General features: G+C 73.4%; 14 protein-coding genes. 8 read left to right on the forward strand and 6 right to left on the reverse strand.

Annotation, left to right across the window (positions count from 1 at the left end; genetic code table 11):
- Positions 1-33: 33 nt before the first annotated feature.
- From SOM35_RS13755 to SOM35_RS13775, 5 genes are all read right to left on the reverse strand, one after another.
- Positions 34-600, reverse strand: coding sequence for a hypothetical protein (locus SOM35_RS13755; RefSeq protein ID WP_320515843.1), 567 nt, complete (start codon positions 598-600; stop codon positions 34-36).
- Between the two features lie 235 nt (positions 601-835).
- Positions 836-1,735 carry an NmrA family NAD(P)-binding protein gene (locus tag SOM35_RS13760; RefSeq protein WP_320515844.1) on the reverse strand — a complete coding sequence of 300 codons (900 nt, stop codon included), beginning with the start codon at positions 1,733-1,735 and terminating at the stop codon, positions 836-838.
- Between the two features lie 10 nt (positions 1,736-1,745).
- Positions 1,746-2,735: an NAD-dependent epimerase/dehydratase family protein gene (locus tag SOM35_RS13765; protein ID WP_320515845.1), complete on the reverse strand. Its 990-nt coding sequence runs from the start codon at positions 2,733-2,735 to the stop codon at positions 1,746-1,748.
- Complete coding sequence (locus SOM35_RS13770) at positions 2,732-5,473, reverse strand: alpha/beta fold hydrolase (RefSeq protein WP_320515846.1); 2,742 nt, start codon at positions 5,471-5,473, stop codon at positions 2,732-2,734. Before SOM35_RS13770 ends, SOM35_RS13765 begins: the two co-directional genes overlap by 4 nt.
- Positions 5,470-6,543 (reverse strand): 3-oxoacyl-ACP synthase III, encoded by a 1,074-nt coding sequence (locus SOM35_RS13775; RefSeq protein ID WP_111074622.1) that lies wholly within the window; start codon positions 6,541-6,543, stop codon positions 5,470-5,472. The genes SOM35_RS13770 and SOM35_RS13775 overlap by 4 nt, the downstream gene beginning before the upstream one ends.
- Before the next feature lie 139 nt (positions 6,544-6,682).
- On the opposite strand from SOM35_RS13775, the gene SOM35_RS13780 reads away from it, so the two are divergent.
- Positions 6,683-7,360 (forward strand): methyltransferase domain-containing protein, encoded by a 678-nt coding sequence (locus SOM35_RS13780; protein WP_320515847.1) that lies wholly within the window; start codon positions 6,683-6,685, stop codon positions 7,358-7,360.
- Positions 7,361-7,426: 66 nt separating this feature from the next.
- Here SOM35_RS13780 and pgi read toward each other — a convergent pair whose 3' ends face one another.
- Positions 7,427-9,148, reverse strand: coding sequence for a glucose-6-phosphate isomerase (pgi, locus tag SOM35_RS13785; protein ID WP_320515848.1), 1,722 nt, complete (start codon positions 9,146-9,148; stop codon positions 7,427-7,429).
- A gap of 118 nt (positions 9,149-9,266) precedes the next feature.
- Here pgi and SOM35_RS13790 point away from each other — a divergent pair, with 118 nt between their 5' ends.
- From SOM35_RS13790 to SOM35_RS13820, 7 genes are all read left to right on the forward strand, one after another.
- On the forward strand, positions 9,267-9,494 hold the full coding sequence (locus SOM35_RS13790; protein WP_320515849.1) for an RNA polymerase sigma factor: 228 nt from the start codon (positions 9,267-9,269) through the stop codon (positions 9,492-9,494).
- Positions 9,484-10,323: an RAD23 family protein gene (locus SOM35_RS13795; protein WP_320515850.1), complete on the forward strand. Its 840-nt coding sequence runs from the start codon at positions 9,484-9,486 to the stop codon at positions 10,321-10,323. The genes SOM35_RS13790 and SOM35_RS13795 overlap by 11 nt, the downstream gene beginning before the upstream one ends.
- A gap of 97 nt (positions 10,324-10,420) precedes the next feature.
- On the forward strand, positions 10,421-11,503 hold the full coding sequence (locus tag SOM35_RS13800) for an NADH:flavin oxidoreductase/NADH oxidase (protein ID WP_320515851.1): 1,083 nt from the start codon (positions 10,421-10,423) through the stop codon (positions 11,501-11,503).
- Between the two features lie 140 nt (positions 11,504-11,643).
- Positions 11,644-12,942, forward strand: a complete 1,299-nt coding sequence (locus SOM35_RS13805) for a sensor histidine kinase (RefSeq protein ID WP_320515852.1) — start codon at positions 11,644-11,646, stop codon at positions 12,940-12,942.
- Entirely contained in the window at positions 12,924-13,631 is a 708-nt protein-coding gene (locus SOM35_RS13810; RefSeq protein WP_320515853.1) for a response regulator transcription factor, read from the forward strand. Before SOM35_RS13805 ends, SOM35_RS13810 begins: the two co-directional genes overlap by 19 nt.
- A gap of 123 nt (positions 13,632-13,754) precedes the next feature.
- Positions 13,755-14,636, forward strand: a complete 882-nt coding sequence (locus SOM35_RS13815; protein ID WP_320515854.1) for an ABC transporter ATP-binding protein — start codon at positions 13,755-13,757, stop codon at positions 14,634-14,636.
- Positions 14,633-15,733: an ABC transporter permease gene (locus SOM35_RS13820; RefSeq protein ID WP_253464529.1), complete on the forward strand. Its 1,101-nt coding sequence runs from the start codon at positions 14,633-14,635 to the stop codon at positions 15,731-15,733. The genes SOM35_RS13815 and SOM35_RS13820 overlap by 4 nt, the downstream gene beginning before the upstream one ends.
- The last annotated feature ends 84 nt before the right edge of the window (positions 15,734-15,817 follow it).

The raw sequence follows: 15,817 nt of genomic DNA on the forward strand, positions 1-15,817 counted from the left end.
GCGGCAGCACAGCGGCGATACCGCCGACGGACGTCAGCGTCCGGTGTCGTCGGGCAGGTCCAGCTCGTCGCGCAGGTCCGGCTCGTTCGGCAGGTCCAGCTCGACCGGCTCGGCCCGCTCGACCGGCCCGGCGTCGAGCACGTCGCCGATCGCCGACATGCCGGCACCGTGGTCCGTGTACCGGCGGACCGTCCGTCGTGCGGCAGCCCGCGCCGCCCCGGTCAGGCGTTCGTTGCGGCGCGCGGCATCGGCGACCCGGCCGGCGTGTCCCGCGGTGGAGAGCAGCACGTTCGCGAAGGCGCGGGCGTCGCCCTGCTCCGGGATCCCGGTGACCGTCCACGCGCTCCGCACCTGCGCGTCCGGCGTGACCCCGCGTCGGGTGCCCATCCGGCGCCAGTCCGACAGCGCCCCCTCGGTGCGGTCAGCGGCCCGGCCGGACTCCGCGGCACGCTCGGCGTCGGCGGACCGGCGTCGCTCCGGTGCGGGCGCAGCCGAAGCGGCCTCGGCACGGTCGCGTGCGGCGGTGTCGTCACCGCCCGCGGCGGCGATGCGGGCGGCGTGGGCCGCTGCTGCGGCCGCGAGGATCTCGGAACGGTCCATGCGACGACGGTACCCCGGACGACCGACCGTGCCGAGCCTCCCGGCCGGTGCGACGCCCCGCCGGACGCGAGACGTCACGCTGCCGTCGAGACGTCACGCTGCCGTCGAGACGCCGCCCGGTCGTCGAGACGCCGCCCTGCCGTCGAGACGCCGCCACATCCGGCGGTGTCTCGACCACTCGGCACCGTCTCCGCGGCGCGGCGGCGTCCCAGCGCGTCCGAGAGCCCCCTCCGGGTCAGACCCCGACGTGCGCCGCCAACACGTCCCGCACCGACGTCCACTCGTGCGGGCCGTAGCGGTCGTTGCGGACGTGCCGCAGTTCGGCCTCGCCGCTGAACATGCTCACGAAGTACTGCATCCCCTGCCACGCCGGGAAGGTCTCGTCCTCGGTCGACGACAGCCGCCGCCCGGTCCGTGCCATCGCGGACAGGAGGCCCGTGGTGCCGGCCCACTGCAACCGGAACGTCCGCCCCGTGATCCGGGACATCGTGGCCGCCAGTTCCCGCGAGGTCACCCGGTCCCCCGCCACCTCGACGACCCGCGGGGCGTCGGCGTCGAGCGCCACGTGCGCGGTGACCCAGGCGACGTCGTCCTTCGTCGTGAAGTCGAGCACCTGGTCCGGCGACGACCAGAACAGCACGCGCTGCCGGTCGAACAGCACCAGCGGCGCCTGCCCGGTGAGCATGTCGGCGAAGGCGCCGTTGAGCACCGAGGTCGCCCGGATCGAGGCAGCGTCGACGTCGGCGGCGAACTCGCGGCGGAGCTCGAAGTTCCGGTTCGTGCCGGGCGTGACCGAGCGGTAGTCGGCGGCGTAGTCCGACGGCACGAAGCGCTGCACGCCGGCGTCCACGGCGGCGGCGAGCAGGGCCCGCTGCGCGTCGACGATGACCGAGCGGGTGCCGCTGACGGCCGAGACGACGACCTCGACGCCCTCGAGCGCCCGGAGCAGCGCGGCCCGGTCGGTGTAGTCGGCGACGACGACCTCGACCCGGTCCTGGTCGGCGAACTGCTCGGCGGCACGGCTCGAGCCCCCGCGGGTGAGGATGCGCACGTGCGTGTCGTGGAGCAGGAGTTCGCGGACGATGCGCGAACCGAGGTCGCCGGTGGCACCGGCGACGAGCACAGAGGTGGTCATGTCCACCACGCTACGGACGGCGGATGTGCCCGTCCGCATCGGCTGCGGCGGCGAGCGCGCGGAGTCCCTGGTCGATCGAGACGGACGGCGTCCAGTCGAGGTCCGCCCGGGTGCGGCGCTGGTCGAACCAGTGCGACGTCGAGAGCTGTTCGGCGAGGAACCGGGTCATCGGCGGTTCGTCGGTGCCGGGGCGGACACGCCAGACGGCCTCGATCGCGGACCCGGCGGCCCGGGCGAGCGCGGCCGGCAGGTGCCACCGCGGCGCGGCGACGCCGGAGGCCGTGCAGATGCCGGCGAGGAGCTCCCCGACCGGACGCGGTTCCCCGTTCGTCACGACGTACGCCTGGCCGTGGACGGCCTCGGCACGGTGCAGCGCGGCGACCATCGCGGTGGCGGCGTTGTCGACGTAGCAGGTGTCGATCAGGGCCGCGCCGGAGTCCAGGACCGGCAGGCGTCCGCTCCGGGCCCGGTCGACGATGCGGCCGACGAGTTGCTCGTCACCCGGGCCCCACACCAGGTGCGGGCGGACGGCGACGACCGCGAAGCCGGGGGCGTCGGCGGCCAGCGCCAGGCGTTCCGCGGCGGCCTTGGTCCGGGCGTAGTCGCCGCGGGCGGTCTCCGGGGACGCCGGGGTGGCGTCGTCGCCGGCGATCGACGCCCCGGTGTGGGCGACGGAGGGCGACGAGACGAACACGAAGCGGGCCACTCCTCCGGCGCGGGCGGCGGCGAGCAGGTCCCGCGTGCCGTCGACGTTGACCCGCTCGAAGTCTGCGGGGTCCCCGGCGAGGGACACCTTGGCGGCCAGGTGCACGACCGCCTCGACCCCGTCGACCGCGGAACGGACCGCTGCCGGGTCGGTCATCGTGCCGAGCACGTCGATGACGCCGTCGACACCGGAGGGTCGGCGCTGGAACGTCCGGACCTCGTGCCCGGCGTCCCGGACGGCAGCGGCGACCGCGCGGCCGAGGAAGCCGCTCGCACCGGTGACCAGGACCCTCACGGGCGGGTCATCCGTCCCCCGGCGAGCACCGACGACGCCCAGCGGGAGAGCCGCGCCCGGTCGACCTTGGAGTTGTGCCGGATGTCGGTCGGCAGCACCGGCACGACGAGGACCGCGGCGACCGGTACTCCGGCGGCAGCGCGGACCGCATCGGCGAGTGCGGGCGCAGCCGGGCCCGGGCATCGTGCCGCGGGGACGGTCTCGACGACGGCGACGACCTGCTGCGTGCCGGCCGGACCGATGCCCGCGATGCCGACGCGGCCGATGCCGTCGACCCGCTCGATGCGCTGTTCGGGGCCGACCGGGGTGACGACGCCGTCCGGCGTGGTCACCACGTGCTGCATGCGGCCCTCGACCCAGAGCTGTCCGGAGGCGTCGAGGTGTCCGACGTCGCCCGTGCGGTGGCCGCGGGGGTCGTCGACACCGAGGCGCGAGGCCCGGTCGGTCCGCCAGAGCCGGTCGTAGTGGTCCCGCACGTGCGGGGCGACGACGACGATCTCGCCGGTGACGTCGGGCGCCTCGGTCAGTGCTCCGGTCGCGCGGCCGTCGGCGTCGAGCGGGGCGATCCGCACCCGCACCGACGCAGCCGGCCGGCCGACGCAGATCCCCTCGGCCCCGGACGCCCCGGCAGCGCGGACACCGTCCAGGTCGACGTCCGTCATGAGCAGTCCCTCGGTCATGCCGTAGGGGGTGTGTGCGCTGGCGTTCGGCATCAGCTCGGTCGCCGCGGTGAGCAGCGCCGCCGACACCGGGGCACCGGCGGACAAGAACAGCCGGACCCGGCCGAGGGCCCGCCGGTCGTCGTCGGTCAGGGCGGAGGCCGTCGCGACCACGTTCGCCAGGGCCGCCGGCGAGAGGAACACCACGGTGGCGTCGGCCGCCACGACGGCGTCCGCGACCGCACGAGCGGTCAGGGTGCGGGGTGCGGTGACGTCCATGTCGGGAGCGGCCGAGCGGGCACCGAGGGCGGGGCCGAGCAGCGCGAACGGCGCGAAGCCCGCCACCAGGCCGGTGCCGACACCGACGTCGTACTGGCCTGCGAGGGCGTCCCGCACCGCACCGAGCTGCCCGTGCGTGTACACGACGCCCTTCGCGGGGCCGGTCGACCCGGAGGTGAACAGGACCGCGGCCGGGGCGTCGGCAGCGGGAGCCTCTGGCAACGCGGAACCGGCGGCCAGGCGTGCGGCACCGCGACGGGCGACGGCGGCGAGGGTGTGCTCGACCCGCAGCGCCCGGCGAGCGGGGGCGGGCAGGGCCACGGTCGCGATCCGGCGTCCGGGCCAGCCGAGGGCCCGCGCCGCGGCGAGTCCGGGCAGGGCGCCGATGATCCAGTCCGGTCGGGCACCACGGACGGCGCGGGTCAGACCGCCGAGTCCGAGTCCGGCGTCCGCGACCACGACGACCGCGCCGATCCGGATGCAGGCGTAGAGGGCGGCGGTCAGGTCGGCGCCGGGGGTCACCAGGAGCGAGACCCGGTCGCCGTGTCGGACGCCGAGGTCGAGCAGTCCGGCGGCGACCTCGTCGATGCGTCGGGCCAGCAGCCGCCAGGTGATCGTGCGGGTCCCGCCGGGTGCGGCCATCTCGACCAGGGCCGGCTCATCGCTGTCGCGGAGCTCGGTCAGGTGCGTCCAGAGCGGGCGGTGCGTGCTGTCGACGTCGACGTCGACGTCGGCGTCGGTGTCGGTGTCGGTGTCGGTGTCGGCCGGGAGGCTCGCGTCGGCCGGGGTGGGCACGCGACCGTCCGGCAGGTGGTCGCCGAGCCAGTCGAAGACCGTCCCGGCGACGTCAGCGTCGTCCGGCAGCAGGTGTCCGGCACCCTCGAAGCGGTGCACGTCGGCCTGCGGCAGCCGGGCGGCGAGGTCGTCGAGGTAGCGCTCGAGGAACACCGGGTCGCGCGGCCCCCAGAGGAGCAGGGCCGGGACCTGCAGCGCAGCGACCCCGGCAGCGATGCGGTCGAGTTCGACCGCGCTCGGGTGGGACGCGTCGACGGGGATGTCCGCGACGAACCCGCCGACCGCACCGCGTCGGGCAGCGCCGCGGTACGGCGCCCGGTAGGCGTCGGCGGTGGCCCGGTCGAGCTTCGGGTGCGCGATCGCCAGGGTGGTCTCGATGAACGCCGGGGTGATGACCGTCGCGCGCCCGAGCAGCTGCGGGCGGAGCGCCAGGCGGAGCGGTGCCGGGATCGGGGCGTCAGCGCTCTGGTGCACGGCGGTGTTGCAGGTCGTCACCGCGACGACGAGGTCCGGGTGGTCGACGGCCCAACCGAGGGAGACGACACCGCCCCAGTCGTGGCCGAGCGTGACGACCGGGCCCGCGAGTCCGAGCTCGTCGGTCAGCGCACCGAGGTCGGCGACCCGGTCGGCCAGGCGGTGGTCGACGCCGGTGCGCTCCGAGAAGCCCATGCCGAGCTGGTCGACGGCGACGACGCGCCAGGCCGGACCGCCGGCAGCGGCGACCGCGAGTGACTGCGCGACGACCGAGCGCCACAGGTAGGACCAGGTCGGGTTGCCGTGCACGCAGAGCAGCGTGCCGACGGGCTCGACGCCGAGCTCCGCCAGGGACGCGGCCGTGTCGAGGAGGTGCCAGGTGCGCGCGGGGCGAGCCGGGCCTCCCGGGTTGTCCGACGGTGTCCCAGGCACCGTGACCAGGCGGGACCAGGCCGGGTCGAGTCCGGGCAGGGGCGGAGGGAGCGTCGCCGGAGCCGTGCTCGTGGCGACGCGGGGCAACCGCGGTGTCACCAGCGCAGTTCCATCATCGCCGTGTTGATGCCGGAGCCGACACCGCCGAGGAACACGCGGTCGCCGGGGCGGATCGAGCCGCGGGCGACCTCGTCCGCCAGGGTGATCGGGATCGACGCGGGGCCGACGTTGCCGAACCGTTCGTACGTGGTGGGGACCTTGTCGCGTGGGACGCCGATCGCGGCGACGAACGCGTTCGTGTGCACGTCGGAGACCTGGTGCAGCACGTACCGGTCCATGTCGGTCCAGTCGAAGTGGGCGCGCGCTTCGTTCCAGGCGGCGACGACGAGCTCCATGCCGCCCTTGAGCAGCATCTTGGCGTCCGTGAACATGCCGTCGACGCTGCCGACGCACAGGTCGTACCACTGGGTCGCCGCACGGGTGACACCACCGACGATGCGGTGGCCGGTCGGGTGCAGGTCCGCCGGGCCGAGCACGGCCGCGGCGGCACCGGAGCCGAGCGTCAGGCTGGCGAACTCGCTCATGAAGTCCTTGCGGTTCCGGCCGCCCTGGTTCAGGCGGTCGATGGTGTTGAGCTGCACCTGGTCCGCGTCCTCGCCGTCGACGACGAGGGCGTACTTGATCTGGCCGGAGTCGATCATCCCGGCGGCGACGCTCATGGCGTTGACGAAGCCCAGGCAGGCGTTCGCGATGTCGAAGTTGATGGCCGACGTCGGCAGACCCAGGCCGTGGTGCAGGCGCACGGCCACCGAGGGCTCGAGGTGCGGACGCGTCACCGAGGTGTTGATGAGCAGGCCGACGTCCTCGGGCTTGATGCCCGCGGCGGCCATGGCACGACGTCCGGCGTCGATCGCGGCGTCCTGGAAGGACTGGTTCTCACCCCAGTTGCGGCGCTCCCGCACGCCGGCGACGCGCTCGAGCAGACCCATCGGCAGGCGGAGGCGACGGAGCACACCGCCGAGCTTCTCCTCGATGTCCGCGGAGGTGGTCACGCGGTCCGCGACGGTGGTCTCGACGGCCAGGACAGCGGCGTTGCGGAAGCGGACGGTCGCGTTGCCGGGTCGCTCCGTCTCGGCGCTCGGGGTGTCCTGCTGAGGCCGCTCGGTCATGATCGTCACTTGCACATACTTCCGTATCGATGCTGGGTCTCCGTTGCGACTGCGCCGGACGGACCCCGGGAACGTCGTCGCCGTTGCCGATCCGGCAATCGTACTGGCCGTCCCCGAGCACCGGTGGGATGCTGCGCGGATGACCGCAGAACCCACTCCCGGCACGGATGCCGAGGCCTACTGGACCGACCGCTACGGGGACGCCCCGATCTGGTCGGGGGCACCGAACGCGTCACTCGTCGACACGGTCGGGCGGCTCTCCCCCGACGGCGACCCGGCGGCAGATGGCGGGGCTGCTCGTGCGCGCCGGGCGCTCGACCTCGGCAGCGGTGAGGGCGGCGACGCGCTCTGGATGGCCGCGCAGGGGTGGCGGGTCACCGCGGTGGACATCGCGGCGAACGCCCTCGCCCGCGGACGCGCCGAGGCCGAGCGCGTCGGACTCGGTGACCGGGTGACCTGGGTGCAGGCCGACCTGGCGACCTGGGACACCGACGACCGGTTCGACCTGGTCACGGCGTCGTTCCTGCACTCGTCGGTGTCGTTCCCGCGGGCCGCGGTGCTCCGTCGGGCGACGACGCTCGTGGCACCCGGCGGGCGCCTGGTCGTCGTCGGGCACGCCGGGTCTCCGTCCTGGGCGTCGCACGCCGAGCACGCGCACGCCGAACCGCTGGTCGGACCGGCGGAACAGGTCTCGCAGCTCGCGCTCGACGACGGGTGGGACGTCGAGGTCGCGGAGCTCCGCACCCGGCACGTCACTGCACCGGACGGCAGCCCGGCGACGCTGGAGGACTCGGTGGTGCTGGTCCGGCGGCGCTGACGGCGGGCCGAGACGCACGAGAGGCCCGTCGCCGTAGCGACGGGCCTCTCGTGTCAGTGCGTCGGATCAGCCGCGCAACTCGAGGTACTTGGCGATGAGCGCCTTCGTCGAGGAGTCCTGCGCGTCGAGGGCGTCCTGGTCGCCGTCGACCGCCGGGGCGACCTGCAGCGCGAGCTGCTTGCCGAGCTCGACACCCCACTGGTCGAACGAGTCGATGCCCCAGATGGTCCCCTCGGTGAACACGATGTGCTCGTAGAGGGCGATCAGCTGGCCGAGGACGCTCGGGGTGAGCTCCGGCGCGAGGATCGACGTGCTCGGCTTGTTGCCGGTGAAGGTGCGGGCCGCGACGATCATCTCGTCGGTGGTGCCCTCGGCACGGACCTCGTCGGCGGTCTTGCCGAACGCCAGCGCCTTCGACTGCGCGAAGAAGTTCGCCAGGAACAGCGAGTGGACGTCCTGACCGGGCTGCACGGCCTTGCCGTCGCCGGTCTGGTCGGCGAGGGCGTGGGCGGGCTTCGCGACCGTGATGAAGTCGGCCGGGATCAGGCGCGTGCCCTGGTGGATGAGCTGGTAGAACGCGTGCTGGCCGTTCGTGCCCGGCTCGCCCCAGAAGACCTCGCCCGTGTCGGTGACGACGTCCGAGCCGTCCCAGCGGACGCGCTTGCCGTTCGACTCCATGGTGAGCTGCTGCAGGTAGGCCGGGAAGCGGTGCAGGTACTGCGTGTACGGCAGGACCGCGTGGCTCTGGGCGCCGAGGAAGTTCGTGTACCAGACGTTGAGCAGGCCCATCAGGACGGGGACGTTCTGCTCGAGCGGGGCGGTGCGCATGTGCTCGTCGATGGCGTGGAAGCCGGCGAGGAACTGCTCCCAGTTCTCCTGGCCGATCGCGATGACGACGCTGGTGCCGATGGCCGAGTCGACCGAGTAGCGGCCGCCGACCCAGTCCCAGAAGCCGAAGGCGTTCTCCGGGTCGATGCCGAACGCGGCGACCTTGTCGAGGGCGGTGGACACGGCGACGAAGTGCTTCGCGACGGCGTCCTTCTTCTCGTCGTCACCGGCGTCGGCGAGGCCCAGGCCCGCCCAGAGCCACTGGCGCGCCAGACGGGCGTTCGTCAGGGTCTCGAGGGTGCCGAAGGTCTTCGACGCGACGATGAACAGCGTGGTCTCGGGGTCGAGGCCGACGGTCTTCTCGTGGATGTCGGCGGGGTCGATGTTCGAGACGAACCGGACCTCGAGCCCCTGCTGCACGTACGGCTTGAGGGCTTCGTAGACCATGACCGGGCCGAGGTCGGAGCCGCCGATGCCGATGTTGACGACGGTCTCGATGCGCTTGCCGGTGACACCGGTCCAGGCGCCGGAACGGACCTGCTCGGCGAAGGCGTAGACCTTGTCGAGCGTGGCGTGCACGTCGGCGTCGACGTCCTGGCCGTCGACGGTCAGGGGTGCGGCGGGGACCAGGCCCTCGGGCGCCTTGGGTCGGCGGAGCGCGGTGTGCAGGACGGCACGGTCCTCGGTGACGTTGATGCGCTCACCGGAGATCATCGCCTGGTAGCGCTCGGCGACGCCGGTGTCCTCCGCGACCTGCAACAGTGCCTGCAGGACCTCTTCGGTCACCAGGCCCTTCGACAGGTCGACGGTCAGGTCCGCGGCCTGGAAGGTGTACTTCTCGGCACGACCGGGGTCGGCGTCGAACCACCCCCGGAGGTCCGGGGAGAAGCCGGCGGCGATGCCGTCGAGCTGCTTCCATCCTGCGGTCGATGTGGGGTCGACGGGTGCGGAATCGGTCACTTCGGTCCTCCTGGACGCCAGAGCTGGACGGCCCGCAGACCTGGCGCAGCATCGCGTCGCGGGCCGGGTCCGAGCGTAGTGCCGTTCCACCGACCTCGCGCACAGGACCGCATCGCCTGTGGAGAACACGGACACGCCGGTCACGACTTCGTCAGGATCGTCGATCCGTGACGAGATCGACACCCTCCCGCCGCTCGACCGGCGGATCTGCGAGCTGTGCCTGATCGAGGGCCACTCGTACACCGAGGCGGCCACGATGCTCGGGTTGAGCGTCGGTGCCGTGACCCAGCGGGTGTCCCGCTCCCGAGCACGACTGAAGAAGGCGGTGATGCACGATGAACACTGAGCCCCCCACCGGAGACGACCTGCAGCGGATGCTCGTCTCGATGAAGCAGAACGTCCTCGAGCACGCCGAGGAACGGCACCCGAAGCCCCGGCGTCACCGCAGCCGCATCGTCATCGCCGCCGTCGCCCTCCTCGCCCTCGGCGCTGCCGGTGGCGCCGTCGCGCTCGCCGTCGTCCCGCAGGTCCAGCAGGCCGCGCCGGCGCCGAGCCCGACCACCGAACCCTCGGTGCCCGCGAGCACCCCGGCGTCCGCCCCGGTCGTCGACACCCCGGCTCCGGAGCCGTCCGCGACCGCTACCGGGCCGGTGCGGCGACCGTACGACCCGGCCGATCCGGGCACGTGGACGATCACGGGCGGGGAAGTGGGCCCGATCGCCTTCGGCGGAACGGTCGCCAGCGAGCTCGACGACGTCGATCGGGTCTACGAGCGGGAGCCCGACAGCGAACCGTGCCGGGCGGAGGACATCACGTTCTTCGACCACCCGGGCCACGGGGCGATCACGGTGCTGAACCCTGACGGCACGGTGACCGCGGTCCTGGTGATCCGTCCGACGGGGACCGACCCGGTCACGGCTGCCGACGTGGACGACAACCCGAGCACGCCCGAAGGCATGGGCATCGGCACCAGCCTGACGGAACTCCGGCAGACCTACCCCGACCTCGCGGTCTCGGGCTCGTACTCGACCGACGGCACGACGGACGGCCCGTACTCGTTCTGGACCATCCGGCGGGACGGTCGGTACATCACCTTCCAGCTCGACGGCACCGGAGAGCGCGTGGAGTCGGTCTGGGTGGCGTCGACGAAGGTGCCGCCGATCGAGCTCTGCTGACGGTGGCCGTGGCGGTCTGCACCCTTCCCGGGCAATCGGTACGACGACAGTCGTACTGTGGACAGGCCCACGAACCGAACAACCGGGAAGGACCCGCGTGACCCACGCACTCTTCGACCCCATCACCCTCCGCGGACTCGAGATCCGGAACCGCGTCTGGATCCCGCCGATGTGCCAGTACATGGTCGAGGCGCAGGACGGCGTCCCCACGCCCTGGCACCTCGTGCACCTGGGCGGCCTGGCCCGCGGCGGTGCCGGCGCAGTGGTCGTCGAGGCCACCGGCGTCGTCCCCGAGGGTCGCATCAGCCCGCAGGACCTCGGGCTCTGGAACGACGAGCAGCGCGACGCGTTCCGGCCGATCACCGACTTCATCCACAGCCAGGGGGCCGTCGCCGGCATCCAGCTCGCCCACGCCGGCCGCAAGGCCTCCACCAGCCGCGAGTGGGGTCCCACCGCGGGCGGCGGCAACGTCGCGCCGGAGCAGGGCGGGTGGCAGCCGGTCGGCCCGTCGCCGGTCGCGTTCCCCGGCCTGCACGTCCCCACCGAGCTGACCGTCGAGGGCATCGCCGACGTGGTCCGGGCCTTCGCGGCCGCCGCACGCCGCGCCGTCGACGCCGGCTTCGACCTGCTGGAACTGCACGGCGCCCACGGGTACCTGCTGCACGAGTTCCTGTCGCCCCTGTCGAACGAGCGCACCGACCAGTACGGCGGCTCGCTCGAGAACCGCGCCCGCGCCCTGCTCGAGACGGTCGACGCCGTCCGGGCCGAGGTCGGCGAGGACGTCCCGCTCGTCGTCCGTCTGTCCGCGACCGACTGGGTCGAGGGCGGCTGGGACCTCCCCGAGTCCGAGCAGCTGTCCGCCTGGCTCGGCGAGCACGGGGTCGACCTCGTGTCCGTGTCGACCGGCGGCAACGTCCAGAACGCCCCGATCCCGGTCGGCCCCGGCTACCAGCTGCCGTTCGCGACGGCGATCCGGCAGGCCACGGGCGTGCCGGTCGCGGCCGTCGGGATGATCGACGACCCGTTCCAGGCGGAGCAGATCGTCGCCCTCGGGCAGGCCGACGTGGTGCTCATCGGGCGGGGCGCGCTGCGCGACCCGAACTTCCCGATCCGTGCCGCGCAGGCGCTCCGGGTGGACCTGCCGTACAAGCCGGCACCGTACGAGCGCGCCTACCGCTGATGCGCGCGGGGTGACGGACGGGAGGCCCGCACCACGGCCTCCCGTCCGTCGCCCTCCACAGGTGGCCGGGTCCCGACCACCGTCCACAGGTCGGTGTCGCCGCGGCGGCCCTGCCGACATGAGCCGCTACCGTGGTCCCCATGACGGGCACGGGGGTGAACGCCGGGGACGGACCGGCGCGCAGCGAGGAGTGGTCGCGGCTGCCGGTGGGACGGCGCGAACACCGGCAGGACACGCTCCTGGCGCTCGTGCTCGCCGCCGCGCTCACGGTGTCGATGACCCTCTACGGCGCGATCGGCCTGTACGACGACCCGGCTCCGTGGTGGGTGTCGGCGCTGATGGTCGTCGCGAACGCCGGGCCCCTGGCCTTCCGCCGGCGTTTCCCGATGTCGGTCGCCGTCCTCACGGCGCTGGCCTTCGCCGCGACCCAGCTCCTGCACGTGCCAGAGGGGCTGTTCCTCAACTTCACGCTGTTCATCGCCCTGTACACGGTCGGTGCCTGGTGCTCCGACCGGACCCGCGCCGAAGTGGTGCGCTGGGTCCTCATCCTCGGCATGTTCGCGTGGGTGTTCCTGGCGATCGTGTTCCGGTGGTCGGTGCCGAGCGCGCTGCCCGACGACGGTGACTCGGCGATCCCGCCGTACGTGGCGAACTCCCTGCTGGCGATCGTCATCAACCTCGTGTACTTCGGCGCGGCCTGGTACTCCGGCAACCGTGCCTGGACGGCCGCGGTCGCCAAGCACGACCTCGACGTGCGCACCGTCGAGCTGGCCGCCGAGCGGGAACGGTCCGCGGCGCAGGCGGTCGCGCTCGAACGGGTCCGGATCGCCCGCGAACTGCACGACGTCGTCGCCCACCACGTGTCGCTGATGGGCGTGCAGGCCGGTGCCGCCCGACGGGTGCTCGAGCGCGACCCGGAGCAGGCCGCCGCGTCCCTCGCCGTCGTCGAGGACAGCGCCCGGACCGCGGTCGAGGAACTCCGCCGGATGCTCGGCACCCTCCGCCAGACCGACGCCGACGGGCACACGCTGCCCGCGGACGCCCCGAGCACCGAGGGGCTCGCGCGCCTGCCGGAACTCGCGGCCGCCGCGACGACCGCCGGGCACGCCACCGGCTTCAGCGTCGTCGGCGACGAACGCGCCGTCCCGCCGACCGTCGCCTCGGTCACCTACCGGATCGCCCAAGAGGCGGTGACGAACGTCCTCAAGCACGCCGGCCCGGACGCCCGCGCCGACCTACGGCTGCGCTACCTGCCGGACGCCCTCGAGCTCGAGGTGACCGACACGGGTGCCGGGGCACGGGCCTCCCGGTCGACCGCGGGCAGCGGGCTCGGCCACGTCGGGATGCGCGAGCGCGTCGACGCGGTCGGCGGACGGATCGAGATCGGACCCCGAGCCCGCGGCGGCTACCTGGTGCGGGCATGGCTGCCGACGGTGTGATCCGGGTGGTCCTGGCCGACGACCAGGACCTGGTGCGGGCGGGCTTCCGGGTGATCCTCGAGTCCGAACCCGGCGTGCGGGTCGTCGCCGAGGCCCGCGACGGTGCCGCAGCCGTCGCGGCCGTCGCCGAGCACCGCCCGGACGTGGTGTGCCTCGACGTGCAGATGCCCGGCGTCGACGGGCTCGAGGCGGCACGGCGGATCACCGCGACGGACGACCCGCCGGCGGTGCTCGTGCTGACCACGTTCGACACCGACGAGTACCTGTTCGACGCCCTCGCAGCCGGTGCCAGCGGGTTCCTGCTGAAGAACGCCTCGCCCGAGAAGCTCATCGAGGCGGTGCGGACCGTCGCCGCCGGGGACGCCCTGCTCTCCCCCGACGTGACCCGGCGGGTGATCAGCCGCGCGACGACGGCGAGCGTGCCCGTGGTGACGCCGGCCGCCGAGCCGCCGACCGTCAGCACCGAACCCTGCGCGGCTCCGGTGCCCGGCCTGACCGAGCGTGAGACCGAGGTGCTCCGGCTGCTCGGACGGGGGCTCAGCAACGCCGAGATCGCCCGGCTGCTCTTCGTCGGGGACGCCACCGTGACGACCCACGTGTCGAACGTGCTGCAGAAGCTCGGCCTGCGCGACCGGATCCAGGCCGTGGTGTGGGCGTACGAGAACGGCGTGGTCCGCTCCGGTGACTGACCTGGCCTCCCCCGCGCGGCGGAGGCGACGCCGGCGCGATCCCCGTCGCGGGCCGGAGGCGCTGGGCTGGCCGCTCTCGTAGCGTCGGAGGCGCAGCGAGGGCCGCTGCGGAAGGGACCCGTCATGCTCAGCATCGAGGGAGTGACCAAGCACTTCGGCGAGCGCCAGGTGCTCGACGACGTCGGCTTCACGGTCGGCCGCGGTCGGTTGACCGGGTTCGTCGGCGGCAACGGCGCCGGCAAGACCACCACCATGCGCATCATGCTCGGCGTGCTCGACGCCGACAGCGGCACGGTCGCGATCGACGGCGTCCCGATCGGCCCCGCCGACCGACGTCGGTTCGGGTACATGCCCGAGGAGCGCGGCCTCTACCCGAAGATGCCGGTCGCCGAGCAGGTCACCTACCTGGCGCGGCTGCACGGCGTCGACCGCCGGACCGCGACCACCCGGACGACCGAGCTGCTCGAGCGGCTCGAACTCGGCGCGCACGCCACGGACCCGGTGGAGAAGCTCTCGCTCGGCAACCAGCAGCGGGTGCAGGTCGCCGCGGCCCTGGCGCACCGACCCGAGGTCCTGGTGCTCGACGAGCCGTTCTCCGGGCTCGACCCGATGGCCGTCGACACGGTCCTCGGCGTCCTCCGCGAGACGGCGGCGGACGGGGTGCCGGTGCTGTTCTCCAGCCACCAGCTCGACGTCGTCGAACGGCTCTGCGACGACGTCGTCGTGATCGCCGGCGGTCGGATCCGGGCCGCCGGGCCGCAGGACGAGCTCCGTCGCAACGCCGGTCCCGCCGCGTGGGAGATCCTGGTGGCGGACGACGTCGCCTGGCTCCGCGACGAGCCCGGGGTCACCATCCGGGCCTTCGACGGCGGGTACGCCCTGTTCGAGGCCGACGAGTCCGTCGCCCAGACCGTCCTGCAGCGTGCGGTCGCCCGTGGCGGGGTGGCGTCGTTCGGCGCGCGGGTCCCCCGGCTCAGCGAGGTCTTCACGGAGGTCGTGCGATGAGCGCCGTCCAGCGCGGCATCCTGCAGCGCAGCACCGTCGACGCCGTCCGGCTCGTCACCGTGCGGGAGATCCAGGCCCGGCTCCGCAGCAAGGCCTTCGTCGTCTCCGCGGTGATCCTGCTCGTGATGGTCGTGGCGGGCATCGTCGTCGCGGGCATCGTCGGGAAGTCGACGGCGAACGCGACGACCCCGGTCGCCGTGGTCAGCGGGGTGACCCTGCCGAGCTCGGACGGGCTCGACGTGACCAGGACGTCCGACCGTGCCGCGGCCGAGCAGCTCGTCCGTGACGGCGAGGTGGACGCCGCGATCGTCCCCGACGGCGGGCAGCTCGGCTTCCGTGTCGTCGGCCTCGACAGCGCCCCGACCGATGTCGTCCAGGCGCTCAGTGTCTCGCCCGAGGTCGACCTGCTCGACCCCGGCGCCCTGCCGCCCGGTCTGGTGTCCCTGGTGGGCATCGCGTTCGGTGTGGTGTTCTTCGCCTCGGCCGTCACCTTCGGCCAGTCGATCGCGCAGAGCGTCGTGGAGGAGAAGTCCACCCGGGTCGTGGAGATCCTGATGGCGGCGATCCCGGCTCGGGCGCTGCTGGCGGGCAAGGTGATCGGCAACAGCGTGATGGCGCTCGGCCAGATCGTCGCGATCGCGATCGCGGCCGCCGTGGCCCTGGCGGTGACCGGGCAGGACAACCTCTTCACGCTGCTCGGCCCGAGCGCGCTCTGGTTCGTCGGGTTCTTCGCGGTCGGGTTCGTCCTCATCGCGGCGCTGTTCGCGGCCTCGGCGGCGCTGGTGTCCCGGCAGGAGGACGTCGGCAGCGTGACCACCCCGGTGATGATGCTGTTGATGATCCCGTACTTCCTCATCGTGTTCGCCGCGGACGACCCGACGATCCTCGGGATCATGTCGTACGTGCCGTTCAGCGCTCCGATCGGCATGCCGGTCCGGATCTTCCTGGGGACGGCCGAGTGGTGGGAGCCCCTGCTGTCGCTGGTCGTCGTCGCGGTGTCCGCCCTGGTCGTCGTGCTCCTCGGTGCGCGGGTCTACGAGAACGCCCTGCTCCGCACCGGTGGCCGGGTGAAGCTGGCCGAGGCGATCCGCGGCTGACCCGCGGTGATGCGGTGACGCGCTGATGGTCCGTAGGACGCGGCCGGTCGGTCCCCCGTGGCGGTTCCCGGACACCGGGCTGCC

Source organism: Curtobacterium sp. CFBP9011, from assembly GCF_034045095.1.
In the GTDB taxonomy this organism is placed as follows: Bacteria; Actinomycetota; Actinomycetes; order Actinomycetales; family Microbacteriaceae; genus Curtobacterium.

Coding starts and splice junctions, on each gene's coding strand:
- SOM35_RS13755 (WP_320515843.1), bottom strand. CDS start 600: ATGGACCGTTCCGAGATCCTCGCGGCCGCAGCAGCGGCCCACGCCGCC.
- SOM35_RS13760 (WP_320515844.1), bottom strand. CDS start 1,735: ATGACCACCTCTGTGCTCGTCGCCGGTGCCACCGGCGACCTCGGTTCG.
- SOM35_RS13775 (WP_111074622.1), bottom strand. CDS start 6,543: ATGACCGAGCGGCCTCAGCAGGACACCCCGAGCGCCGAGACGGAGCGA.
- SOM35_RS13780 (WP_320515847.1), top strand. CDS start 6,683: ATGACCGCAGAACCCACTCCCGGCACGGATGCCGAGGCCTACTGGACC.
- SOM35_RS13795 (WP_320515850.1), top strand. CDS start 9,484: ATGAACACTGAGCCCCCCACCGGAGACGACCTGCAGCGGATGCTCGTC.
- SOM35_RS13805 (WP_320515852.1), top strand. CDS start 11,644: ATGACGGGCACGGGGGTGAACGCCGGGGACGGACCGGCGCGCAGCGAG.
- SOM35_RS13810 (WP_320515853.1), top strand. CDS start 12,924: ATGGCTGCCGACGGTGTGATCCGGGTGGTCCTGGCCGACGACCAGGAC.
- SOM35_RS13815 (WP_320515854.1), top strand. CDS start 13,755: ATGCTCAGCATCGAGGGAGTGACCAAGCACTTCGGCGAGCGCCAGGTG.
- SOM35_RS13820 (WP_253464529.1), top strand. CDS start 14,633: ATGAGCGCCGTCCAGCGCGGCATCCTGCAGCGCAGCACCGTCGACGCC.